Origin of the sequence: Streptomyces sp. NPDC001093 (genome assembly GCF_040298985.1) — a bacterium.
Classification (GTDB): domain Bacteria; phylum Actinomycetota; class Actinomycetes; order Streptomycetales; family Streptomycetaceae; genus Streptomyces.
The window spans coordinates 1-23991 of sequence record NZ_JBEPBF010000108.1; the positions used below are offsets into that span (position 1 = coordinate 1).

At 71.4% G+C, this 23991-nt stretch carries 22 protein-coding genes; 13 read left to right on the top strand and 9 right to left on the bottom strand.

The genetic code is table 11. From position 1 onward, the window contains the following. Positions 1–200: 200 nt before the first annotated feature. The 3 genes from ABT288_RS36825 (at position 201) to moaA (ending at position 3318) form a co-directional block, all read left to right on the top strand. Complete coding sequence (locus ABT288_RS36825; protein WP_351617493.1) at positions 201–557, top strand: DUF485 domain-containing protein; 357 nt, start codon at positions 201–203, stop codon at positions 555–557. Further along, positions 554–2173, top strand: a complete 1620-nt coding sequence (locus tag ABT288_RS36830) for a monocarboxylic acid transporter (RefSeq protein ID WP_351617495.1) — start codon at positions 554–556, stop codon at positions 2171–2173. Before ABT288_RS36825 ends, ABT288_RS36830 begins: the two co-directional genes overlap by 4 nt. A 155-nt stretch (positions 2174–2328) precedes the next feature. After that, on the top strand, positions 2329–3318 hold the full coding sequence (gene moaA, locus ABT288_RS36835; RefSeq protein ID WP_351617498.1) for a GTP 3',8-cyclase MoaA: 990 nt from the start codon (positions 2329–2331) through the stop codon (positions 3316–3318). Here the strand turns inward: moaA and ABT288_RS36840 are convergent. Both ABT288_RS36840 and ABT288_RS36845 read right to left on the bottom strand, forming a co-directional pair. Then, entirely contained in the window at positions 3315–3533 is a 219-nt protein-coding gene (locus ABT288_RS36840; protein ID WP_228623897.1) for a hypothetical protein, read from the bottom strand. The genes moaA and ABT288_RS36840 overlap by 4 nt on opposite strands. A 226-nt stretch (positions 3534–3759) precedes the next feature. Further along, positions 3760–4152, bottom strand: coding sequence for a DUF3099 domain-containing protein (locus ABT288_RS36845; RefSeq protein ID WP_351617501.1), 393 nt, complete (start codon positions 4150–4152; stop codon positions 3760–3762). Between the two features lie 202 nt (positions 4153–4354). On the opposite strand from ABT288_RS36845, the gene ABT288_RS36850 reads away from it, so the two are divergent. Beyond that, positions 4355–4642, top strand: coding sequence for a GlsB/YeaQ/YmgE family stress response membrane protein (locus ABT288_RS36850; protein WP_351617504.1), 288 nt, complete (start codon positions 4355–4357; stop codon positions 4640–4642). 109 nt (positions 4643–4751) lie between these two features. Here the strand turns inward: ABT288_RS36850 and tyrS are convergent, their stop codons facing one another. Genes tyrS through ABT288_RS36865 form a run of 3 tightly spaced genes read right to left on the bottom strand, consistent with a single transcriptional unit; the run spans position 4752 to position 8991 of the window. Next, positions 4752–6020 carry a tyrosine--tRNA ligase gene (gene tyrS, locus ABT288_RS36855; RefSeq protein WP_351617506.1) on the bottom strand — a complete coding sequence of 423 codons (1269 nt, stop codon included), beginning with the start codon at positions 6018–6020 and terminating at the stop codon, positions 4752–4754. Between the two features lie 56 nt (positions 6021–6076). Beyond that, positions 6077–7471, bottom strand: coding sequence for a metallopeptidase TldD-related protein (locus ABT288_RS36860; RefSeq protein ID WP_351617509.1), 1395 nt, complete (start codon positions 7469–7471; stop codon positions 6077–6079). Continuing rightward, on the bottom strand, positions 7468–8991 hold the full coding sequence (locus tag ABT288_RS36865; protein ID WP_351617512.1) for a TldD/PmbA family protein: 1524 nt from the start codon (positions 8989–8991) through the stop codon (positions 7468–7470). The genes ABT288_RS36860 and ABT288_RS36865 overlap by 4 nt, the downstream gene beginning before the upstream one ends. Positions 8992–9174: 183 nt before the next feature. On the opposite strand from ABT288_RS36865, the gene ABT288_RS36870 reads away from it, so the two are divergent. The 4 genes from ABT288_RS36870 to ABT288_RS36885 all read left to right on the top strand — a co-directional run bounded on the left by ABT288_RS36870 (position 9175) and on the right by ABT288_RS36885 (position 12671). After that, complete coding sequence (locus ABT288_RS36870) at positions 9175–10317, top strand: SEC-C domain-containing protein (protein WP_351617515.1); 1143 nt, start codon at positions 9175–9177, stop codon at positions 10315–10317. A gap of 348 nt (positions 10318–10665) precedes the next feature. Next, complete coding sequence (gene fabG, locus ABT288_RS36875; protein WP_351617518.1) at positions 10666–11370, top strand: 3-oxoacyl-[acyl-carrier-protein] reductase; 705 nt, start codon at positions 10666–10668, stop codon at positions 11368–11370. Between the two features lie 5 nt (positions 11371–11375). Further along, positions 11376–12143 (top strand): enoyl-ACP reductase FabI, encoded by a 768-nt coding sequence (gene fabI, locus ABT288_RS36880; protein WP_351617521.1) that lies wholly within the window; start codon positions 11376–11378, stop codon positions 12141–12143. 177 nt (positions 12144–12320) lie between these two features. Then, on the top strand, positions 12321–12671 hold the full coding sequence (locus ABT288_RS36885) for a hypothetical protein (RefSeq protein WP_351617524.1): 351 nt from the start codon (positions 12321–12323) through the stop codon (positions 12669–12671). A gap of 10 nt (positions 12672–12681) precedes the next feature. Here ABT288_RS36885 and ABT288_RS36890 read toward each other — a convergent pair whose 3' ends face one another. Beyond that, a complete protein-coding gene (locus ABT288_RS36890; protein WP_351617527.1) occupies positions 12682–13383 on the bottom strand; it encodes a FadR/GntR family transcriptional regulator in 702 nt (233 codons plus the stop codon). A gap of 136 nt (positions 13384–13519) precedes the next feature. Between ABT288_RS36890 and ABT288_RS36895 the strand changes: the two genes are divergently transcribed. From ABT288_RS36895 to ABT288_RS36910, 4 genes are all read left to right on the top strand, one after another. Further along, positions 13520–14845, top strand: a complete 1326-nt coding sequence (locus ABT288_RS36895; protein ID WP_502972921.1) for a CynX/NimT family MFS transporter — start codon at positions 13520–13522, stop codon at positions 14843–14845. A gap of 856 nt (positions 14846–15701) precedes the next feature. Beyond that, positions 15702–15821, top strand: coding sequence for an SGM_5486 family transporter-associated protein (locus tag ABT288_RS36900; RefSeq protein ID WP_023551744.1), 120 nt, complete (start codon positions 15702–15704; stop codon positions 15819–15821). 203 nt (positions 15822–16024) lie between these two features. After that, positions 16025–16231, top strand: coding sequence for a hypothetical protein (locus ABT288_RS36905; protein WP_351617533.1), 207 nt, complete (start codon positions 16025–16027; stop codon positions 16229–16231). 77 nt (positions 16232–16308) lie between these two features. Next, entirely contained in the window at positions 16309–16827 is a 519-nt protein-coding gene (locus tag ABT288_RS36910; protein WP_351617535.1) for a SixA phosphatase family protein, read from the top strand. A gap of 63 nt (positions 16828–16890) precedes the next feature. Here the strand turns inward: ABT288_RS36910 and serB are convergent, their stop codons facing one another. After that, entirely contained in the window at positions 16891–18114 is a 1224-nt protein-coding gene (serB, locus tag ABT288_RS36915; protein ID WP_351617538.1) for a phosphoserine phosphatase SerB, read from the bottom strand. Positions 18115–18369: 255 nt separating this feature from the next. After that, positions 18370–20325, bottom strand: coding sequence for a streptophobe family protein (locus ABT288_RS36920; RefSeq protein WP_351617541.1), 1956 nt, complete (start codon positions 20323–20325; stop codon positions 18370–18372). A 241-nt stretch (positions 20326–20566) separates the two neighbouring features. Here ABT288_RS36920 and ABT288_RS36925 point away from each other — a divergent pair, with 241 nt between their 5' ends. After that, entirely contained in the window at positions 20567–23137 is a 2571-nt protein-coding gene (locus ABT288_RS36925) for an ABC transporter ATP-binding protein/permease (protein WP_351617544.1), read from the top strand. Between the two features lie 83 nt (positions 23138–23220). Here the strand turns inward: ABT288_RS36925 and ABT288_RS36930 are convergent, their stop codons facing one another. Further along, the gene (locus ABT288_RS36930; protein WP_351617547.1) at positions 23221–23967 is read right to left on the bottom strand and encodes a transglycosylase SLT domain-containing protein; all 747 of its coding nucleotides are present in this window, start codon (positions 23965–23967) and stop codon (positions 23221–23223) included. Positions 23968–23991 lie beyond the last annotated feature (24 nt).

The window sequence follows — 23991 nt, forward strand, 5'->3', positions numbered from 1 at the left end:
CACGACGTGCACACGCCCAAGAAAACCCAGCCAGCAAAACGACCAAAGAAGAAGACGACCACCCCGAAGCCCCGCCGCACAGGTTAAAGATCAAGATAGGACTTGAACCGGTCCTCGCGTGGCGCCGTGGACCTTGGCGGGGAGCGCCAGCACGATCGAGCTCCCCGTTCGTCACCGCTTCCGCAACGCGAGGAGACTCCGTGGCCACCGAGACACCACCCCCCGCCACACCAGGGGCCCCACTTCCCACCACCGAGGAGTTCGCCGAGGTGCAGCAGAGCGCGGAGTTCGGTGAACTGCGCCGCGCCCACCGCTCGTTCGCCTTCCCGCTGGCCGTCGCCTTCACCGGCTGGTACCTGCTGTACGTGCTGCTCTCCAACTACGCGGGCGGCTTCATGGGCACCAAGGTGGCCGGCAACGTCAACGTGGCCCTCGTCCTGGGCCTCGCCCAGTTCCTCACCACCTTCCTCATCGCCTGGTGGTACGCACGGCACGCCGCCACCGAGCTCGACCCCAAGGCCGAGGCCATCAAGTCCCGGATGGAGGGCGGCGCATGAGCCCCGCGATCACGCTGGCCGCGGGCGAGGCGAGCGACCACCGGACGCTGATCACCACCCTGTTCACGGTGTTCGTCGCCGCGACCCTCGTCATCACCGTCTGGGCCGGCCGCCAGACGAAGAACGCCGCCGACTTCTACGCCGGCGGACGCCAGTTCACCGGCTTCCAGAACGGCCTCGCCGTCTCGGGCGACTACATGTCCGCCGCGTCCTTCCTCGGCATCGCCGGCGCCATCGCCCTGTTCGGCTACGACGGCTTCCTGTACTCCATCGGCTTCCTCGTCGCCTGGCTCGTCGCCCTGCTCCTGGTCGCCGAACCCCTGCGCAACTCCGGCCGCTACACCATGGGCGACGTCCTGGCCTACCGCATGCGCCAGCGCCCGGTCCGCACGGCCGCCGGCACCTCCACGATCGTGGTCTCGATCTTCTACCTGCTGGCCCAGATGGCGGGCGCGGGCGTCCTCGTCTCGCTCCTGCTCGGCATCACCAGCGACGGCGGCAAGATCGGCATCGTCGCCCTGGTCGGCCTCCTGATGATCGTCTACGTCACCATCGGCGGCATGAAGGGCACCACCTGGGTCCAGATGGTCAAGGCGGTCCTGCTGATCGCCGGCGCCCTGCTGCTGACCTTCCTGGTCCTGCTGAAGTTCCACTTCAACATCTCCGATCTGCTCGGCCGGGCCGCCGACAACAGCGGCAAGGGCTCGGCGTTCCTGGAGCCGGGCCTGAAGTACGGCGCCACCGGCACCACCAAGCTGGACTTCATCTCGCTCGGCATCGCCCTGGTCCTCGGCACCGCGGGCCTGCCGCACATCCTGATCCGCTTCTACACCGTGCCGACCGCCAAGGCCGCCCGTAAGTCGGTCATCTGGGCGATCGGCCTGATCGGCGCCTTCTACCTGATGACCCTCGCCCTGGGCTTCGGCGCCGCCGCACTGATCAAACCCGGCGAGATCATCGCCTCCAACAAGGCGGGCAACACCGCGGCACCCCTCCTGGCGCTGCATCTGGGCGGCGTCGACTCCAACTGGGGCGCCATCCTGCTCGCCACCATCTCCGCCGTCGCCTTCGCCACGATCCTGGCGGTCGTCGCGGGCCTCACCCTGGCCTCGTCGTCCTCCTTCGCCCACGACATCTACGCCAACGTCATCAAGAAGGGGCAGGCCACCGAGAAGCAGGAGGTCGGCGCGGCCCGCTGGGCCACCGTCGGCATCGGCGCGGTCTCGATCGTCCTCGGCGCCCTCGCCCGCGACCTGAACGTGGCCGGCCTGGTCGCCCTCGCCTTCGCGGTCGCGGCCTCCGCCAACCTGCCGACCATCCTGTACAGCCTGTTCTGGAAGCGGTTCACCACCTCGGGCGCCCTGTGGTCGATCTACGGCGGCCTGGTCACCGCGGTCGGCCTGGTGCTGTTCTCCCCCGTGGTCTCCGGCAGCCCCGCCTCGATGTTCCCCGACGCCGACTTCCACTGGTTCCCGCTGGAGAACCCCGGCATCATCTCCATCCCCGTCGGATTCCTGCTCGGCGTCGTGGGCACCCTGCTCTCCAAGGAGGTCCCGGACGCCGGCAAGTACGCCGAACTGGAGGTGCGGTCCCTGACCGGCACCGGGGCACACTGACGTTCGTACGACGGCCGCGTCGTGCGGGGACTGTACGGTCCTACGACGCGGCCGCGCCGTACCTCGTCGGATCGGGCCGCTGCCGTTGTCAGTGGTGTCACGTAGGCTCTCAGTGACGCGGAACAAGTGCTCCGGGATCGAGGGAGGGGGCCCACGTGCTCATCGACACCTACGGCCGGGTGGCCACCGACCTGAGGGTCTCGCTGACCGACCGCTGCAACCTGCGCTGCACGTACTGCATGCCCGAGGAGGGCCTGCAGTGGCTGGCCAAGCCCGACCTGCTCACCGACGACGAGATCGTCCGCCTCGTCGACGTCGCCGTGCGCAAGCTCGGCATCGAGGAGGTCCGCTTCACCGGCGGTGAGCCCCTGCTGCGCCCCGGCCTGGTCGGCATCGTCGAGCGCGTCGCGGCCCTTGCCCCCCGCCCGCAGATGTCCCTGACCACCAACGGCATCGGCCTCAAGCGCACCGCGACCGCGCTGAGGGCGGCAGGCCTGGACCGGGTCAACGTCTCCCTGGACACCCTCCGCCCCGACGTCTTCAAGACCCTGACCCGCCGCGACCGCCACAAGGACGTCCTCGAAGGCCTCGAGGCCGCCCGCGAGGCCGGCCTGACCCCCGTCAAGGTCAACTCGGTCCTGATGCCGGGCCTGAACGACGACGAGGCCCCCGACCTGCTGGCCTGGGCCGTGGAGCAGGACTACGAACTGCGGTTCATCGAGCAGATGCCGCTGGACGCCCAGCACGGCTGGAAGCGCGAGGGCATGGTCACCGCCGGGGACATCCTGGCCTCCCTGCGCACCCGCTTCGACCTCACCCCCGAGGGCGCCGGCACGCGCGGCTCGGCCCCGGCGGAGCGCTGGCTGGTGAACGGCGGCCCGCACCGGGTCGGCGTCATCGCCTCGGTCACCCGCCCCTTCTGCGCGGCCTGCGACCGCACCCGCCTCACGGCCGACGGGCAGATACGGACCTGTCTGTTCGCCACCGAGGAAACCGACCTCCGCGCGGCCCTGCGCTCCGGCGCCCCGGACGAGGAGATCGCCCGCATCTGGAAGCTGGCGATGTGGGGCAAGAAGGCGGGAGCGGGCCTGGACGACCCTTCGTTCGTGCAGCCGGAGCGGCCGATGTCGGCGATCGGCGGCTAGGCCCCTTCGGGATCCTGCCAGTCGGCGAACTTCACGACGTCCTTCAGGAAACCCCGTACCCCGAGGAACTGCGAAAGATGCTCGCGATGTTCCTCGCAGGCGAGCCACGTCTTGCGCCGTTCCGGCGTGTGGATCTTCGGGTTGTTCCACGCCAGCACCCACACGGCAGCGGCACGGCAGCCCTTGGCGGAGCAGATCGGCGTCTCGTCACTCACAGGTTCGTCTCGGGTTCGTCGTACAGAAAGGGCCCGAACAAGGCGACGCCGAGCAGCCACGGGGGGAGCTGCCCGGCGTCGGTCTGTCGCTCCGACGGGGGATGCGGAGCGCGTACGCAGTATGTCACGGTTACCCCGTCGCCCGGCACTGGAACTACACGATTGATCTGAGCTTTTCTTGAGTTTGACGGGCGACGGCATTCCGCTTCCCGCGTACCCGTCGTGCTCACGCGGGGCCGGTCCGCTCACCACGCGCGCCCGTCGGATGAGCCGCCGCGCCCTTGGGAACGGATTCCGCCTCTGCCTCCTCCGCCTGCGGCGGGGTGATCATCGGCCGCGTCGGCGCGGTGATGAACGTCGAGGGCAGGGACGGCGGCCGCTCCCGGCCCGCGTTCGCGATCACCACGGCGATATACGGAAGCAGCGCTCCGGCGACGAGCGCCACCATGGCGACGTACCGCTCGACGTTCCACAGGGAGACCGCGAGGATCACCGACACCGTGCGGATCGTCATCGAGATGACGTACCTCCGCTGCCGGCCCCGCACGTCCTCGGCGAGTCCCGTCCGGGCCCCGGTGATCCGGAACACCTGGGCGCTGCCGCCGTGCTGTTTCCGCATCACATTCCACCATCCGCCCGCTTCGGCTCTCCCCGACCTTCTTACGTTACGCCGCGGCTGCGCCGCCCACGAGACCGGGTCGCCCGCTGCCTGCGGTGACGCCACCGGCCGTGCCGCGCACGGGGGAACCCGACATGCGCCGTACGGCCCGCCCACCCAGACTGGCCGTAATGCTCACGTCGAGCCGTACGAGGAGGCAGCCATGGGCTGGTTGTGGGCGATCATCGTGGGATTCGTGCTGGGCGTCATAGCCAAGGCCGTCATCCCGGGCAAGCAGCACAGCCCCCTCTGGCTGACCACCATCTGCGGCATGCTCGGCGCCATTGTGGGCAACGCGGTCGCCCGAGCCGTCGGCGTCGCCGCGACCCGCGGCATCGACTGGACCCGGCACATCTTCCAGCTGGTGGCCGCGATCATCATCGTCGCGGCCGTGGACGCCCTCTACATGGCGACGCTGGGGAAGAGGAAGCAGGAGAGGGTCGGGGCGTGAGAGGGCCCCGTAAGGGGCGCGGCGCTGTACCGGTATGCGGCCCTGCCGCGTGGGCGCGAGAAACCACGACGGAAGCCGCCGTCGCCAGTCCGCCCACGCCCCCACGGCACTAAGCGGAAACAACCTCCACCGCGGCAAGGTTCTTCTTCCCCCGCCGCAGCACCAGCCACCGCCCGTCCAGCAGATCCCCGGACGAGGGCACCGCGTCCTCGGAGGCGACCTTCACGTTGTTCACGTAGGCCCCGCCCTCCTTCACCGTCCGCCGCGCAGCGGACTTGCTGGCGACGAGCCCGACCTCGGCGAACAGGTCGACCACCGGACCCAGCTCGGTGACCTCGATGTGCGGCACCTCGGACAGCGCCGCGGCCAGCGTCCGACCGTCCAGCTCCGCCAGCTCACCCTGCCCGAACAGGGCACGGCTCGCGGCGATCACGGCGGCCGTCTGGTCGGCGCCGTGCACCAGCGTCGTCAGCTCCTCGGCGAGCGCCCGCTGCGCGGCCCGGGCCTGCGGCCGCTCCTCGGTCTGCCGCTCCAGCTCCTCGATCTCCTCCCGGGACCTGAAGCTGAAGATGCGCAGGAACTTCGAGACGTCACGGTCGTCGGCGTTGACCCAGAACTGGTAGAACGCGTACGGCGTGGTCATCTCGGGGTCGAGCCACACCGTGCCGGACTCGGTCTTGCCGAACTTGGTGCCGTCCGCCTTGGTGATCAGCGGGGTGCCCAGCGCGTGCACCACGGCGTTCTGCTCCACCCGGTGGATCAGGTCCGTGCCCGAGGTGAGGTTGCCCCACTGGTCACTGCCGCCGGTCTGCAGCGTGCAGCCGTACCGCCGGTACAGCTCCAGGAAGTCCATGCCCTGCAGGATCTGGTAGCTGAACTCGGTGTAGCTGATCCCGGCGTCGGAGTTGAGCCGCCGGGCGACGGCCTCCTTGGCGATCATCTTGTTGACCCGGAAGTGCTTGCCCATGTCCCGCAGGAACTCGATGGCCGACATGCCCTGGGTCCAGTCCAGGTTGTTGACCATGATCGCCGCGTTCGGGCCCTCGAAGTCCAGCAGCGGGGCGATCTGCGCGCGCAGCCGCTCCACCCACTGGGCGACGACCTCCGGAGAGTTCAGCGTCCGCTCGGCGTTCGGCTTCGGGTCACCGATCAGACCGGTGGCGCCTCCGACCAGGCCCAGCGGGCGGTTGCCCGCCTGCTGGATCCGGCGCATGGTCAGGATCTGCACGAGATTGCCGAGGTGCAGGCTGGGCGCGGTCGGGTCGAAGCCGCAATAGAACGTGACGGGGCCGTCCGCGAACGCCTTGCGCAGTGCGTCCTCGTCCGTGGAGAGGGCGATGAGCCCCCGCCACTTCAGCTCGTCGACGATGTCCGTCACGGTTCTCGTATCTCCTTGATGGTCCTCGGGCAGTCGAGCGACTACCGCCTACGAGGTTATACGCCCTGACTGACAGAGCTCATATTGAAGTCGGGCACCCGCAGCGCGGGCATCGCAGCCCTAGTGAACCAGTCGCTCCACTCCCTCGGCAGCGTCTTTTCCGTGCGCCCCGCCTCCGTGGCCCGCCCCAGCAGGGCCACCGGCGACTCGTTGAACCGGAAGTTGTTGACCTGCCCGGTCACCTCGCCGTTCTCCACGAGGTAGACGCCGTCCCGGGTCAGGCCCGTGAGCAGCAGCGTCGCCGGGTCGACCTCGCGGATGTACCACAGGCAGGTCAGCAGCAGCCCGCGCTCGGTGTCCGCGACCATCTCCTCCAGGGAGCGGTCGTTCCCGCCGTCGAGGATCAGGTTCCCGAGCACCGGGGCCACCGGCAGCCCGGTCAGGCCCGCGCTGTGCCGGGTCGTCGTCAGGTGCCTCAGCACACCCTCGCTGATCCACTCCGTCGTGTGGGTCGGCAGCCCGTTGTCGAACACGGACTGGTCCCCGCCGGAGGAGTGGGCGACCACGAACGGCGGGCACTCCAGGCCCGGCTCGTTCGGGTCACTGCGCAGGGTCAGCGGCAGCTCGGCGAGCTTCTCGCCCACGCGCGTGCCACCGCCCGGCTTGGAGAACACCGTCCGGCCCTCGGCCGCGTCCCGGCCCGAGGCCGACCACAGCTGGTAGATCAGCAGGTCCGCGACGGCCGTGGGCGGCAGCAGCGTCTCGTAGCGGCCGGCGGGCAGCTCCACGCGCCGCTCGGCCCAGCCGAGCCGTACGGCCAGCTCGGCGTCGAGCGCCCCGGGGTCGATGTCCTTGAAGTCCCGCGTGGAACGGCCCGCCCAGGCCGAGCGCAGGCGGTCGGGCGACTTGGCGTTCAGCTCCAGCGTGCCGGTGGGCTGGTCATGGCGCAGGCGCAGCCCGGTGGACGTGCCCAGGTACGTCGACACCAGCTCGTGGTTGGCGAAGCCGTACAGCTTCCGGCCGCCCGCACGCGCGCGTGCGAAGGCTTCGCCGAGCGCCGGGGCGAAGTCCGCGAACACCGCGGAGGAGGTCTCCGCGGGCGCGTCCGCGAAGTCCGGCGACTGGGGCACCTCGCCGACCAGCGGCTGCGCGTCCTCGGCGGGCCCCGCACCGCGCGCGGCGGTCTCGGCGGCCCGCACCAGCGGCTCCAGCTCCTCGGCGGTGACCGCCGAGCGCGACACGACACCCGAGGCGGTGCCCTCCTTGCCGTCCACGGTCGCGATCACGGTGAGCGTACGGCCGCGCGTCACCCCGTTCGTGGTGAGCGCGTTGCCCGCCCAGCGCAGGTTGGCCGTGGAGTGCTCGTCGGCGATGACGACACAGCCGTCGGCCCGGGACAGCGCGAGCGCCTGCTCGACGATCTCGTGCGGCTTGTTCGTGCGGGCGCTCATCGACCGGCCTCCTGGGTCGTGTTGAGGATGCTGACGGACCTGAAGACGGCGGACGGGCAGCCGTGCGACACGGAGGCCACCTGACCCGGCTGGGCCTTGCCGCAGTTGAAGGCGCCGCCGAGGACGTAGGTCTGCGGACCGCCCACGGCCGTCATGGACCCCCAGAAGTCGGTGGTCGTGGCCTGGTAGGCCACGTCCTTCAGCTGCCCGGTGATCCGCCCGTTCTCGATCTTGAAGAAGCGCTGGCCCGTGAATTGGAAGTTGTACCGCTGCATGTCGATCGACCAGGACCGGTCGCCGACCACGTAGATGCCCCGGTCGACACTCCCGATCAGGCCCTCGGTGGACAGCCCCGCCGGGTCCGGCCGGAGCGAGACGTTGGCCATGCGCTGCACCGGCACATGCGCGGGGGAGTCGGCGTACGCGCACCCGTTGGACCGGTCGAACCCGGTGAGCCGGGCGATCCGCCGGTCCAGCTGGTAGCCGACCAGCGTGCCGTCCTTCACCAGGTCCCAGGACTGCGCCTCGACGCCCTCGTCGTCGTACCCGACCGTCGCGAGGCCGTGCTCGGCGGTGCGGTCGCCGGTGACGTTCATCAGCTCGGAGCCGTACCGCAGCTTGCCCAGCTGGTCGAAGGTGGCGAAGGAGGTGCCGGCGTAGGCGGCCTCGTAGCCGAGCGCGCGGTCCAGCTCCGTCGCGTGCCCGATGGACTCGTGGATGGTCAGCCACAGGTTGGACGGGTCGACCACCAGGTCGTACAGGCCCGGCTGCACGCTCGGCGCCCGCATCTTCTCGGCGAGCAGCTCCGGGATCCGCTCCAGTTCGTCGTCCCAGTCCCAGCCGGTGCCGGTCAGGTACTCCCAGCCCCGCCCGGCCGGCGGCGCGAGAGTGCGCATCGAGTCGAACTCGCCGCTGGACTCGTCCACCGACACCGCGGTCAGCTGCGGATGCAGCCGCACCCGCTGCTGGGTCGTCACGGTCCCGGCGGTGTCGGCGTAGAACTTGTTCTCGTGGACGGTGAGCAGGGAGGCGTCCACGTGGTTGACGCCCTTCGCGGTCAGCAGCCGCGTGCTCCAGTCCGCCAGCAGCGCCGCCTTCTCCTCGTCCGGCACCGTGAACGGGTCGATCTCGTACGACGACACCCACGTCCGGTCGGCGTGCACCGGCTCGTCGGCCAGCTCGACGCGCTCGTCCGAGCCCGCCGCCCTGATGACCTGCGCGGACAGCTTGGCCATGGCCACCGCCTGCGAGGCCACCTTGGCGGCCGCGTCCATGGTCAGATCCACACCGGAGGCGAAGCCCCACGTGCCGCCGTGCACGACCCGCACCGCATAGCCGAGGTCGGTGGTGTCCGACGATCCGGCGGGCCTGGCGTCCCGCAGCCGCCAGGACGCGCTGCGCACCCGCTCGAACCGGAAGTCCGCGTGCTCGGCCCCGAGCGCACGCGCGCGTGCCAGCGCGGCGTCGGCGAGGGCGCGTAGGGGGAGTGCCAGGAACGACTGATCGATTTCATGGGGCACGGGTGGGAATCCCTTCGGTCTGACCACCAGGTTCGTCCTGCTCGATCCATCGAATCGCCAGGCCGAAGTCAAGCACGCCCTGGGCTCGTCACACATGCCGAATATCCATCGCGCAGCGCGTGCGGCCGTGCGCCGGACCCAACTCCCCGGCGCGCTCGGCTCCGACGGCACTACGGTGAGTCCATGTCCAGCAAGCATGGCAAAGCGGGCAGGAGCAGGATGAAGCGCGGGGGCGGGCGCGCCACCGCTTTGCGTCCCGGACGCCCCACGCCCACTCCCGCACAGGCCGCTGCGGAGTGCGAGCGGCTGGCCGAGCAGCACCCCGAGGAGCGGGAGGACCTGCTGCGGGAAGCGGCCGAGGCGTGGAGCGACGCGGGCGAGCACGAGCGTGCGGTCGCCGTGTACGAACGTTTGCTGGACCCGCTGGGTGGGGGAAGCCGGGAGCCTGATCTGGTGGACGCGTTGCGCATCAATGCGTTGTGGGACGCCGAGCGCCGGGAGGAGGCCCGCGCGGCGGCCGCGGCGTTCCGCAGGCGCCATCCCCGGGACGGGGGCGCCTGGATGTTCGTCGCCGAGGTCTTCGAGTCCGCGCACGAGACGGCGACGGCGGCCGAGTGGTACACGGCGGGCATCACACACGTCCTGGGCGCCGGTACGACGGTGACGGCCGACACGGTGGAGGACTCTTCCGACGGCTTCGACGTGGAGACGCTCCTCATCGGCCGCCACCGGGTGCGGCGTCTGCTCGGCGAGCCGCACGACGACTGGGACGATGTGGCGGATGAGCTGCACGAGCGGCGTACGTCGCCCCTGCAGGGCCGGATACACCCCCTGGACACCCTGCACGATCCCGTGCGACTTGCGAGGTTGGCGGAGGGCGGTCCCGATGCCCTGGAGGCGGAATTCGGGGACCTCGCGGAGGTGACCGCCGAGGACCGGGCGGTGCGCACCGGCCCGCAGGCGACGTGCGTGCTGTTCTGGCCGCGCGAGGAGTTCGACCGCCTGCTGGAGCGCTGGCCGTCCGCCGCGGACTCGTACGGCGACGACCATGCCGCCCATCGACGGCAGGTCGAGCGCACCCTGCGGAAGCTGTCGGACGAGGGCGGCAGCCGCCTGGCGGTCGGCCGGGCAACGGTGAGCGGTCTTGACGCGTATGTGCGCGAAACGGGCGGGTCTCCCCATACACCCGCCGCGCGGTCCGCGTACGCGGCGCAGCTGGCTCGCACGGGCCAGGCCCATGACTGGCCTCCGCCACGCAACGGTCCCTGCTGGTGCGGTTCGGAACGCAAGTACAAGAAGTGCTGCGGGAACCCTGCGAACGGGTGATCGGCGCGTCGGGCCGCTGCGCTGTCCACCCCGGACGCTCTCCACGTGGCCGGCGCACCGACCCTCGGTGACGCCTTGCAGCGTCTCGGCACGTACGACAAACCGATGCCGGCGGCAACCAGGGCAGCGGCCCTCCCCGCCCACGTGCCCGGTGGGGCGGACGGAGACCGCAGCTCTCCGCAGGCCCGCCAACTGTAGGGATCCCACAGCGCGCGGCGTGAGTGACTGTCGGTGCCCGAATGCCCACGCGCCCGGCCGTACCGATAGGTTTTCGGTGAAGCCGCCTGCCATCCAGGTGTTCGGGCGGGTTGTCCGACATCTGCAGACCGCTATCGAAAGGGTGATCCGTTGAGCCGCTCGGTTCTCGTCACCGGAGGAAACCGGGGCATCGGCCTCGCCATCGCCCGCGCGTTCGCCGACGCCGGCGACAAGGTCGCGATCACGTACCGCTCGGGTGAGCCGCCCGCCGGCTTCCTCGCCGTCAAGTGCGACATCACCGACCCGGAGCAGGTGGAGCAGGCCTACAAGGAGATCGAGGAGCAGCACGGCCCGGTCGAGATACTGATCGCCAATGCCGGTGTCACCAAGGACCAGCTCCTGATGCGCATGTCCGAGGAGGACTTCACCTCGGTCATCGACACCAACCTCACCGGCACCTTCCGCGTCGTCAAGCGCGCCAACCGGGGCATGCTGCGCGCCAAGAAGGGCCGCGTCATCCTGATCTCGTCCGTGGTCGGCCTGCTCGGCTCGGCGGGCCAGGCGAACTACGCCGCCTCCAAGGCCGCCCTCGTGGGCTTCGCGCGCTCCCTCGCCCGTGAGCTGGGCTCGCGCAACATCACTTTCAACGTCGTCGCGCCCGGTTTCGTCGACACCGACATGACCAAGGTGCTCAGCGACGAGCAGCGCAAGAACATCGTCTCGCAGGTGCCGCTCGGCCGTTACGCGCAGCCGGAGGAGATCGCCGCGACGGTGCGGTTCCTCGCCTCGGACGACGCCTCGTACATCACTGGAGCCGTCATCCCCGTTGACGGCGGACTGGGAATGGGTCACTGATCACCATGAGCGGAATCCTCGAGGGCAAGCGCGTCCTGATCACCGGCGTGCTGATGGAGTCCTCCATCGCCTTCCACGCGGCCAAGCTGGCCCAGGAGCAGGGCGCGGAGATCATCCTGACCGCGTTCCCGCGGCCCACGCTGACCGAGCGCATCGCCAAGAAGCTGCCGAAGCCCACCAAGGTCATCGAGCTGGACGTCACCAACGACGAGCACATGGGCCGGCTGGCCGACGTCGTCGGCGAGGAGCTGGGCGGCCTCGACGGCGTCGTGCACTCCATCGGCTTCGCCCCGCAGGACGCGCTGGGCGGCAACTTCCTCAACACGCCGTTCGAGTCGGTGGCCACCGCCATGCACGTCTCGGCGTACTCCCTGAAGTCGCTCACCATGGCCTGCCTGCCGCTGATGCAGAACGGCGGCTCGGTCGTCGGCCTGACCTTCGACGCGCAGTTCGCCTGGCCGCAGTACGACTGGATGGGCCCGGCCAAGGCCGCCCTGGAGGCGACCAGCCGCTACATCGCCCGTGACCTGGGCAAGCAGAACATCCGCTGCAACCTCATCTCCGCGGGCCCGATCGGCTCCATGGCCGCCAAGTCCATCCCGGGCTTCGGCGAGCTGGCCTCCGTGTGGGACACCCGCTCCCCGCTGGAGTGGGACCTGAAGGACCCGGAGCCGGCCGGCCGGGGCATCGTCGCCCTGCTGAGCGACTGGTTCCCGAAGACCACCGGGGAGATCATCCACGTCGACGGCGGTCTGCACGCCATCGGCGCCTGATCCTCGTACCTGACGCCCCGTCTCCCGCAAGTGCGCGGGCGGACGGGGCGTCACCCGTTCGGCCCACCTGCCGGGCGCCCACCGGCCCGGACGGCGCACCCTGGATTACGCGTCCACCACACGGATTACGCGTCCACCACACGCGTCCCTCCCCAGCCCGGCCGAGGAGGTCCCCTTGTGCGCCTGTCCCGAAGCCTGGCCCCGGTGACCTTGGCCGTGGCCCTCGTGCTCTGCCTGCCGTACGACGCGATGCCCTACGCGCGCGTGGACGACGGAAAGCCCCCCGCGCCGAGCCTCTTCGGGGCCTCCTGCCGTACGACCGTCCACGGCTCCCATGTGGTGGCCTACTGCCACAATCCCTATGTCGACACCGATCGCGTGCGTCTGCACATCGAGTGCGCCCGCTGGTGGGACATCGACACCGACAGCGCACCGGTGGACACCGGCCCCGCCATGACCGTACGACTCACCGGCCGGTGCTGGAAGGAAGTCCGCTCGGTCTGGATCAGCCACCAGAACGAGCACTGAACCGGCTGGATCAGTCACCGGAAGGGGCGGAAGGGGCACTGAACCGGCCCGGCCGGCACAGGAAGGGATAGCTCGCGGCCTCTGCGGCCGCCGCCTCCGCCTCCTCGGCGCGGATCGCGTCCACCAGGCGCGTGTGATCCATGTACGTCTCCGGAGTCAGCTCCGCGCCCACGTCCGCGCGCAGCCAGTCCCGCAGCACCTCGCCCAGATCGGCGTACATCGCGGTGATCACGTCGTTGTGCGAGGCCGCCACGACGGCCAGGTGGAAGGTGGCGTCGGCGGTCACGAAGGCCTCCGCCTCGCCCGCCGCCCAGGCCACCTCGCGCCGGTCCAGCAGCGCGTCCAGCTGCTTGAGGTCCTTCTCGGTGCGCCGCTCGGCGGCCAGCTTCGCCGCGGCCGACTCCAGCGCGGCGCGCAGCTCGGCGATGTGCCGGGGATCGGCGTCGGCGAACCGGCGGTGCATCACACCGGCCAGCTCACTCGTCGCCACCACATAGGTGCCCGAGCCCTGCCGGATGTCCAGCAGCCCGTTGTGGGCGAGCGCGCGGACGGCCTCGCGGACGGTGTTGCGGGCGACGCCGAGCTGCTCGACCAGCTCCGGCTCCGTCGGGATGCGCGAGCCGACCGGCCACTCGCCGGAAGTGATCTGGTTGCGCAGTTCGGCGATGACCTGCTCGGACAGCGCCGAACGGCGCGGGTGGCTCAAGGGCATGGCTCACCTTCGCACGCGAGGCCCGGGCGGGGACGGTCCGGGACCGGAAAACCGAATGGACAACGAATCATCCTATGATTCTATGATGGGTCTCATGGCACGTGAGGAAACCCGGACAGTGGAGACCCGTACGGCGATGTCCCCGACCGAACGCGGTACGGCCGCCACGGCGAGCACCGCCGAGACGACCCCCGGCGCCGGCCGCACGCGCGCGTGGGCGACCCGACTGGTCGTCGTCGGCATCGTCCTGTCCGCGCTGAACCTCCGCCCGGCCATCACGAGCCTCGGCGCGCTCCTGGAGGAGGTCCGTGACGGGCTCGGCATGAGCGGCAGCGCGGCCGGTCTGCTCACTTCCGTGCCCCCGCTCTGCTTCGCGGTCTTCGGTATCACCGCACCCCGGCTGGCCCGCCGCTTCGGTCCGGCCGCCGTGGTGTGCGCCGGCATGGTGGCCATCACCACCGGCCTGCTCATACGGCCGTATCTCGGCAGCACGGCCGGTTTCCTGGCCGCCAGCGCGCTCGCCCTGATGGGCATCGCCGTCAGCAACGTGCTCATGCCGGTCATCGTCAAGCGCTGGTTCCCCGACCGGGTCGGCTCCATGACCGGCCTGTACTCGATGGCCCTCGCCCTCGGCACCTCCCTCGCCGCCGCGGTGACCGTCCCCCTGACCGGCGCCCTCGGCGGCGGCTGGCGGTCCGGCCTCGCCGTGTGGGCCGCCCTCGCGGGCGCCGCCGTCCTGCCCTGGCTGCCGCTTCTGCGGGACCGCGGCCCCGACACCGCGCCCGCGCGGCCGGGGCAGCGGCAGCGGCAGCGTGCGGCGGAGGGACCGCGGGCGGAGGCACAGCAGGCCGGGGCGGCGGCATCGCGCGCGCCGCTGCGCATCACCCGCAGTCGCACCGCCTGGGCGCTCGCCGTCTTCTTCGGCCTCCAGGCCACCGCCGCCTACGTCACCATGGGCTGGATGCCGCAGATCTTCCGCGACGCCGGTGTCCCGGCCGGCACCGCGGGCGTGCTGCTCGCCGTCACCATGGTGATGGGCGTGCCGCTGGCCTTCGTCATCCCGCGGGTCGCCACCCGGCTGCCCCATCAGGGGCCGATCGTGCTGGTCCTGGGCGTGTGCGGGCTCGCCGGATACGCCGGACTGTACTTCGCTCCGGCCGCCGGCGCCTGGGCCTGGGCACTGCTGCTCGGCGTCTCCAACTGCGCCTTCCCGCTGGCCCTGACGATGGTCGGCATGCGGGCCCGGAGCGGGCCTGGGGTGGCCCAGCTGTCCGCGTTCGCACAGAGCACCGGCTACCTGATCTCCATCCCCGGCCCACTGCTGGTCGGCGTGCTCTACCAGCGGAGCGGCGGCTGGGGCCTGCCCATCGCCCTCATGGCGAGCCTGATGCTGCCGCAGATGGCAGTGGGCTTCCTGGCGGGCCGCGACCGCACGGTGGAGGAAGAGGCGAGCGCACGCTGACTCGCGCGGCGGACGGGCCCGGAGACGGCGACGGGATGACTCGCGGGGACGGGCTCGGGGGCGGGGATGGGCCGACTTGCACGGCGGACGGGCTTGGGGGCGGGGGACGCGGTCCCTTGCAAGGACCGGCGTGGAGGCGACGACGGACTGACTCGCGCGCGGAAACGGGCGCGGCGACGCGGTGCCCCGCAAGGACGGGCAGGACGGCGGCGACGCACTGACTCGTGCGGACGGTCTCGGGAGCCGGCCTCGGACCGACTCGCCTCGGACCGACTCGCCGTGGACGGGCTCGGCGGGTGGCGGCGCGGTGCCTCGCATGGGCGGGCGGGGTCGGGATGGGCGGGGTGGCGTTGGACTGAGTTGCGTGGACCGGTTCGGCGGGTGGCGGCGCGGTGCCTCGCATGGGCGGGCGGGGTCGGGACGGGCAGGAGGCGGCGACGCGTTGATCTGCGGATGGGCCGGAAGGCGGTGTACTGGCCTCACGGACAGCCGCGGCCGCCGTAAGGCATGGATCCGCGGACCGGCCGGCCCGGAGGGCGCCGCGCCGCACTGCGCCGACGGGACCCGGGGGCGGGCGCCCCGCCGACCGCCGCGGCACGTGGAAGCCGGTGCCGATGGCTCTGCCGGCCTTCGGCGGACCTGGGTGACAGGGGGCCGGCCCAGCCACCGGCGGGCGGGGTGGAGGCAGTGCCGTGGCCGCCCGTGGCAGGCGGGGCCGGTGGAGACCGTGCCGTGGCCGCCCGTGGCAGGCGGGGCCGGGAGCCGGCAGAAGCCCCGGTGCCCCGTTCGGCGGTCCGCGCGGGGCGACACCTGCCCCGGCCGACCCCTGCGGAGCGGAGGGTGCGAGACTGGGCGCATGCAGCCTGTGCTCGACCCGAACCCGCAGAACGGCCAGAAGAAGATGCTGCTCGTCTTCGGCTCGTTCTTCGCCATCTTCGTGATCATCGCCGTCATCGCGACCCTCGCATCCCCCTGACGGCCGCCACCGGCCCTTTGGGGCACCTCTCCTGGACGCCTCTTCCGGCGGATGGTGGGGCTGGCCCCCCATCCCCTAGGGGGAAAGGGTCAGGGGCAACTGGGTGGAAGTCCGGATGGGTTGGCGGCCCCGGATTCCGTAACTTCGAGATGTGACCGCACGACACGGTCACGGACCCGCTCGAAAGACACACGGAGGCGATCATGCCGGCCCGCACCCACCCCCGGCCCCACCCGGCGACCACGGGCGGCGTCGACAGCCGGCTGCCCTGGTGGGCCCTCGCCCTCCCCGCGCTCGCCTTCATCGCACTGCTGGCGCTGATACTGAACCCGTCGGACGCCCACGCGGCGAGCGGCGACCCGGCGATCACGCACCTCGTCGAGCGCGCCCGACAGCTCCTCGCGCGCTGACCAGGCACCCCGTACGCGGTGAATCCGCATGTCAACTCCCTGCGCCGCATGGTCCGTTTCATGCGAAGCTGGGTCCCATGAGCGCCGCAGAACCTCGCAGTATCGTCCTCCTCCGGCATGCGAAAGCCGACTGGCCCCAGGTGTCCGACCATGAGCGCCCGCTCGCCGAGCGCGGCCGTATGGACGCCGCTGTCGCCGGACGCAAGCTGGCCGACACCGGCATCACCTTCGACCTCGCCCTGTGCTCCACCGCCATCCGGACCCGCGAGACCTGGAAGCTCGCCGTCCACGAACTGGCGCACCGGCCGAAGACCGTCTACGAGGAGCGGGTCTACGAGGCTTCGCCCGGCGAACTGATCGCCGTGCTGAACGAGACCCCGGACGACGTGCGGAACGTGATCCTCATCGGCCACAACCCGGGTGTCCACGGCCTGGCCGACATCCTGTCCGGCACCGCCGAGGGCGAAGCCCGCGACCGGATGAACCGCCGCGGTTTCCCGGCCGCCGGGTTCGCGCTGCTGTCCTTCGAGGGCCCCTGGAAGAGCCTGGAGCCGGGCGTGGCCACACTCATGGACTACTGGGCGCCAGACGAGTGATCTCACCCATGTGCGAGGGCCCGGCACGTCCGCGGTGCCGGGCCCTCGCACATCAGGGCCTGCTCAGCCCTCGTCGTGCGTGTCGGCCGCCTCGACCTCTTCCCGGGTGACGCCCAGCAGATACAGGACCGTGTCGAGGAAGGGGAAGTTCACCGCCGTGTGCGCCGCCTCGCGGACCACCGGCTTGGCGTTGAAGGCGACGCCCAGACCGGCCGCGTTCAGCATGTCCAGGTCGTTGGCGCCGTCGCCGATCGCCACCGTCTGCGACAGCGGCACCCCCGCCTCCGCGGCGAACCGGCGCAGCAGCCGCGCCTTGCCCGCGCGGTCCACGATCTCACCGGTGACCCGACCGGTGAGCTTGCCGTCGACGATCTCCAGCGTGTTGGCCTGCGCGAAGTCCAGGCCCAGCCGTTCCTTCAGATCGTCCGTGACCTGGGTGAAGCCACCGGAGACAACCCCCACTTGGTAGCCGAGCCGCTTCAGCGTGCGGATCAGGGTGCGGGCACCCGGCGTCAGCCGGACCTCGTTGCGCACCTTGTCCACCACGGAGGCGTCCAGCCCCTTCAGCAGCGCCACGCGCGCGTGCAGTGACTGCTCGAAGTCCAGCTCCCCGCGCATCGCCGCCGTCGTCACCTCGGCGACCTTGTCCTCGCAGCCGGCGTGCGCCGCGAACAGCTCGATGACCTCGTCCTGGATCAGCGTGGAGTCCACGTCCATGACCACCAGGCGCTGGGCGCGCCGGTGCAGGCCCGCCGCGACGACCGCGACGTCGACACCCAGTGCCGCCGCGTCCGTGACCAGGGCCGTGCGCAGCGGCTCGGTCTCCACGCCCGACACCGCGAACTCCACTGCCGTCACCGGGTACTTGGCGAGCCGGAAGATACGGTCGATGTTGCCGCCGGCCTTCGCGATCCGGTCGGCGATGGCGGCCGTCGACTCGGCGGTCAGCGGATGGCCGAGCACGGTCACCAGCGAACGCCCGAGGCCGCGCGGCCGGTTGTCGCCGTGCCCCGAGATGATCTCCGCCTGCATCTTCATCGACTCGGCCCAGCTGTGCACGGTGGCCCTCAGATCGCCCTCCAGGCCGGCCGGCGGCTGCGTGACCAGCGCGCACAGCACCAGGCGGCCCCGGGTGACGACCTGCTCGATGTCGACCACGTCGACCAGGTAGGCGGCGAGGGTGTCGAAGAGGCCCGCCGTGATGCCCGGCCGGTCCTTGCCGAAGATCTTGACGAGGAGGGTGGGGACCTCGGGGGTCTGTTCAGCGGAGGTCTGCGAAGCGCTCATGGTGTCACCACCGTATCCGGCACCCAGTGCCGTCCGCCGTCGAGGTCCGACTGACGGACACGGAACAATGGATGTCGCGCCGGTGTCAGGGATCTTGCCGCCGGGAGACACCGCCCGCCCGCTCACGGCGGCCCCCGGCTCCACCACGACTGTGCCACGAGATGCCCTGACGGGCAGGACGTGCGCTTCCGCACGCCCCCGGCCGGCTGGCCCCTGCCCGCCCCGGCCGGCTCACCCCTGCCCGCCCCGGCCGGCTCACCCGCGGCGCTTCGGCTTGCCCGGCGGGGCCGGGGGCGGCGGAGGGGGCGGCGGTGGCCATTCGGTGCCGTCCGCCCCCTGCGAGCGGTCGCCTCGCCGCGCCGGGGGACGGCGCCGGGCCGGTGGGGGAGCGGAGTCGAGCGGCCGGGCGATGGTCGGGGCGCCGTACAGGTCGCTGCCGGCGGCCGCCGGCCCGGCACTCGGCGGCTCCTCGCGCAGGTCCTGCGGCACCTGGAGGCCGTCCGCCACCTGGAGGTCCTCCGGCACCCGGAGATAGGGATTCGTGTCGGGGTTCGGCGGCCGGTACGGCCTGCCCGGCGCGTACGGCCCGACGCCGTGGCCGGGTCGGGGACCACCGGCGCCCCCGTCGCCGTGGCCGGGGCCCGAGCCACCGTACGGCGCGGACTCGACCGCGCCCCCGTGCCTCGAGCCCTCGGCCTCGCCCTCGCCCGCACCGCCGTACCCCGGCCTCCCGCCGGCACCCTCGTACCCCACGCTTCCACCGTCACCCCCGACTCCCGCGTCCCCCGGTACCCCGCGAGCCGCCCACGCCGCCCGTGCCCCCGCCGTCCCCGTCCCCCAGGCCGCCAGTGCCCCGATCGCCCCGGCGGCCGCGCCCCACGCCGCGCCGAGCAGCAGTGCCAGGCCGAGGCGGCCCTGCAGTTCCAGGCCGGCGTCGAAGGTGTCGAAGCCGAGCACGGACAGGGACGAGGTGACGGACACGCCCGTCAGCCAGGCGAGCAGCGGGAGGGCGAGCGCGGTGGTGACGCCGAGGCGCAGGCCGCACTGGGCGGCGAGAGCGAGGGCGGTGTCGGCCCGCCGTCCCACGGTGCTGTCGGCCCGCCGTACCACCGGTGTGCGGACCGCCGTGAGGACACCGGCCAGCAGCATCGCCAGTGCCGCGGCCCCGGCCAGTAGCCACACCCGGCCGTCCAGGCCGGCCAGCCGGCCCAGCGTCACGGGCTGGTCGGTGTGCGCGCCGAGGAGCTGGTCCAGCGGGTGGGGGAGGGACCTGGCGAGGACGCCGGAGGCGTGGCCGTCCCAGGGGACGAAGAGACCGAGGGGGAGGCCGAGCCAGACCCCGTTCGGCGTACCGAGCAGGGCCGCGCCGGCGATCCGTCCGGGACGGTCGTCGCGGATCGCCGCGTACGCCGCCGCCGCGAGCCCCGCCGCCACGGCCACCAGCAGCACGGTGACCAGCGCCGAGACCGCCGGCCGTACCACCCGGTGCAGGACGGACCAGCCGGGCGGCAGGGGCGCGCGCCGGGAGGCGAGCAGGGCGACCAGCAGCACGCCGGCACACCAGAGCGCGCCGCCGAGCAGCGTGGCCGCCGTGTCCACGGTGAAGCCGACCGCGGCCTTGGCGTGGACGAGGTCGCCGATCCGGCCCGGCAGCAGTCCGCTCACGTCGCCGAGGCCGGGGATGCTCAGCCCGCCGCCTCCCTGGCCGCCCGTGCCCGGCAGGTTGTCCAGCCCGAGCGAGCCGCCGTCGATCGTGACGATGTCGTGACCGGCCCAGGCGAGACCGCCCAGCAGTGCGACGAAGAGCGCGACCACCGTGCCCGCGCGGGCGAGGAGTTCGGCGGGGGCGACGACAACTCCGGCCCTGCGCAGGGACCGTAGGAAGAACCACGACAGCAGCAGGGCACCGGCCAGGCTCACCCCGAGTGGCGTGATCTCGATGGCGGTGTGGGCCTCGGCGCCTTTCAGTCCGAAGGCGGACACATCGCCCGACGGCGTGACCGAACCACCCGCCCCGAGGGCCACAACGGCCGCCGTCATGGGGCCCAGTGAGCCCGCCGTGTCCGCGCGCAGGAGATGCAGGCCGAGCGCGGCCGTCCCCGCCATCCCCATCAACGCCCAGCTCACCGCGGCGATCGCGGACAGCAGGACGTCCTTCCAGGGCACCGTCGCGGCACGCGGCGCGCTCTCGGCGTTCGTGGCAGACCTCATGGCAGACCCCCCGATCGGCGGCGCCGCACCGGAGCCGCGCTTGTCCCCCTCGCCGGGATTACCACTCTCCGGCCGGGTTTCAACCCCGTCAACGGGGCGAGTTGAAGCGTGCGAGGGCGCCCGTTGACAAGGCCCGGGTTTCGGTCAGCGGGCCGAGCCTGAAATAGTTCCCCCCGATGTTCGACATCCCTAGACTCCCTGTGATGGGGGTAACTCGGGGGACAACTCAGTGGGGCATGGAGTGCCGGAACTCGTACTGGAATCAAACGGACGGACCTGGACGTTGGACCCGTCCAGGCCCTACACCCTGGGCCGCGATCCGCAGGGTGACATCGTCTTCGACGACGCCAGGGTGTCCTGGCGGCACGCCACGGTCAGCTTCAACGGCCGCAGTTGGGTCATCGAGGACCATGGCAGCACCAACGGCACGTTCGTGCAGGGCCGGCGGATCCAGCAGATGGAGATCGGGCCGGGCGCGTCGCTGCATCTGGGCAACGCGACCGACGGACCGCGGCTGAACCTGTCGGGCGCCGCGGCCGGCCGGCAGCAGCCGGCGCCGTACGCCGCGCAGGGCGCCGGGGCACCGGGCTGGGCCCAGCAGGCACCGCAGCAGGCACCCGCCGCGGGGCAGGCGGCCGCACAGCCGCAGGCACAACAGGCACCGGCCCCGCAGCAGGGCTGGCAGCAGCAGGCGCCCGCGTTCCCGCAGCAACAGGCGGGTCCCGCGGATCAGTACGCGCAGAACACACCCGGTGGTGGCGCGGGGGCGCCGCCGGTCTACGGCGACCGCAGCCCGACCACGTTCCACCAGTTCGCCGTCGGCCGGGTGATGCGCATCGGCCGTGCGCTGGAGAACGACCTGGTCGTCTCCGACCTCCAGGTCTCCCGGAACCACGCCGAGTTCCATGCCACGCCCGACGGCCGGCTGGAGATCCGCGACCTCGGCTCGCACAACGGCACCTACGTCAACGGCCAGCCGATCCCCAAGGGCGGCTCGGTGCAGCTGGGCCCGGCCGACATCGTCGGCGTCGGTCACTCCACGTTCCGGATCGTCGGCGACCGGCTCGAGGAGTTCGTCGACACCGGTGAGGTCTCCTTCTCCGCGCGCCATCTGACCGTCACGGTCGACGGCGGCAAGCAGATCCTGAAGGACGTCTCCTTCGGCGTCCCGGAGAAGTCCCTGATCGCGGTCATCGGCCCGTCCGGCTCCGGCAAGTCGACCCTGCTCAAGGCGCTCACCGGCTACCGGCCCGCCAACCAGGGCGAGGTCCTGTACGACAACCGGAACCTGTACAAGCAGTTCGCCGAGCTGCGCCAGCGCATCGGTCTGGTTCCGCAGGACGACATCCTGCACAAGGAGCTGACGGTCAAGAAGGCCCTGAAGTACGCGGCCAAGCTGCGTTTCCCGGCCGACACCACGGCGCAGGAGCGCGACGCCCGCATCGACGAGGTGCTGCGCGAGCTCAAGCTCGACATCCACAAGGACAAGAAGGTCACCTCCCTCTCCGGCGGCCAGCGCAAGCGTGTCTCGGTGGCCCTGGAGCTGCTCACCAAGCCGTCGCTGATCTTCCTGGACGAGCCGACCTCCGGTCTCGACCCGGGCATGGACCGCGACGTCATGCAGCTGCTGCGCGGCCTCGCCGACGACGGCCGTACGGTCCTCGTGGTCACCCACTCGGTGGCCGAGCTGGCGCTGTGCGACAAGCTGCTGGTGATGGCGCCGGGCGGCGCGGTCGCCTACTTCGGCCCGCCGGAGGAGGCGCTGAACTTCTTCGGCTACGACAGCTGGGCCGACGTCTTCTCCGCCTTCGAGAACTACCGCGACTACAACTGGGCGGACCGCTGGAAGGGCTCCCAGCACTACCAGATGTACGCCGCGGACGTGGACGCCGTTGCCCCGCAGTCCGTACACGTGCCTCCGCCGCAGGCCATCAAGCCCCCCAAGCCGCAGGCCTGGGGTTCGCAGCTGATGACCCTGATCCGGCGCTATGTGTCGGTCATCGTCTCCGACAAGGGCTTCCTGGCGCTGACGGTGATCCTCCCGGCGGTGCTCGGCGCGGTCAGCCTGCTGATCGACCACAAGCGCGGCCTGCTGGTCAACGCGGCGATCAACCCCAGGACCGGCGCGCACATCCCCAACGGCACGGCCACCACCGTGCTGCTGATACTCGCCGTCGGCGCGTGCTTCGCGGGTGCCGCGAACTCCGTCCGAGAGCTGATCAAGGAACGGGTGATCTACGAGCGGGAGCGTGCGACCGGCCTGTCCCGGTCGGCGTACCTGATGTCCAAGGTGGTCGTGCTCGGCGCCGTCACCGTGCTCCAGGGCCTGATGGTCGGCGTGATCGGCTTCTCGCCCCGGGAGATCCCGGACCAGGGGCTGGTCCTGGGCGGCAACACCCTCCTCGAGCTGTGCCTGCCGATCATGGCGCTCGGCTTCACCTCGATGATGGTCGGCCTGGTGATCTCCTCGCTGGTGAAGACCGCCGAGAAGACCATGCCGCTGCTGGTGATGTTCGCGATCATCCAGGTCGTCTTCACCGGTTGCCTCTTCACCCTGCACGGCACACTCGGCGTCAACGAGTTCTCGTACCTGATGCCGTCGCGCTGGGCGGTGGCCGCCGCAGGCGCCACGCTGGACTTCAACAACATCGCCCCGAACTCCGACAACCCGAGCAGCACCGACCCGCTGTGGAACCACACGGCCGGGGCCTGGACCCTGGACATGATCGCGCTGATCGTGCTCGGTGTGGTCTGCGGCTTCTTCGTGGCCCGCTTCCTGCGCCGCCACGAGCCGGAGGTCATGCGCAAGTAACCGCGCCCGTACGACGCGAAGGGCGGCACCCCGTGATGGGGTGCCGCCCTTCGGCGTCACGTCGCTGAGGTCCGCGCCAGCCCTCAGTACGCGCTGTTGACGTTGTCCATCGAGCCGTAGCGGTGGGCCGCGTAGTTGGCGGCGGCGGTGATGTTGGCGACCGGGTCGTAGATGTTCCACGACGTGCCCGCCACGTGGTAGGCGGAGAAGGTGGGCTGGATCACCTGCAGCAGACCCTTGGACGGGATGCCGTTGGCCGCGTTGACGTCCCAGTTGTTGATGGCCATCGGGTTGCCCGAGGACTCCCGCATGATGTTGCGGTACAGGCCGTTGTAGCTGCCGGGGATGCCCTTGGAGCGCATGATGTCCAGCGACTGGCGGATCCAGCCGTCGAGGTTGTTGGCGTACGTCTTCGCGGCGACCGGCTGCATGTCGATCCGCTGGGTGGAGCGGCTCGCGGCCTCCGTGGCGGCGCGGTCCTGCGCGGCCTTCTTCGCGGCGGCCTCGGCGGCGGCCTTCTTCGCGGCCTCGGCGCGCTGCTTGGCGGCGGCGGCCTCGGCTGCGGCCTTCTTCTGCGCGGCGAACGCGTCGAGCTTGACCGTCTCGGTGGCGAGCTGGTCGGTGACCGTGCCCTTGACGTTCTTCAGCGTCGTGCTGGTGGCGACCTGGGCGGCCGTGGCCGGGGCGCCGGTGGTGACGGTGTCGGCGTTGCTCGGGACGGCCGAGATGGCGATGGCGGCGGTGCCGAGGGCGGCGACGCCGGCGATGGCGATCTTGTGCTGCCTGGTCAGGGCACGACTATGAGCACGGTTGAGGATGTTCTTGGGCATTGGCTGATGGACCTCTTCGATAGC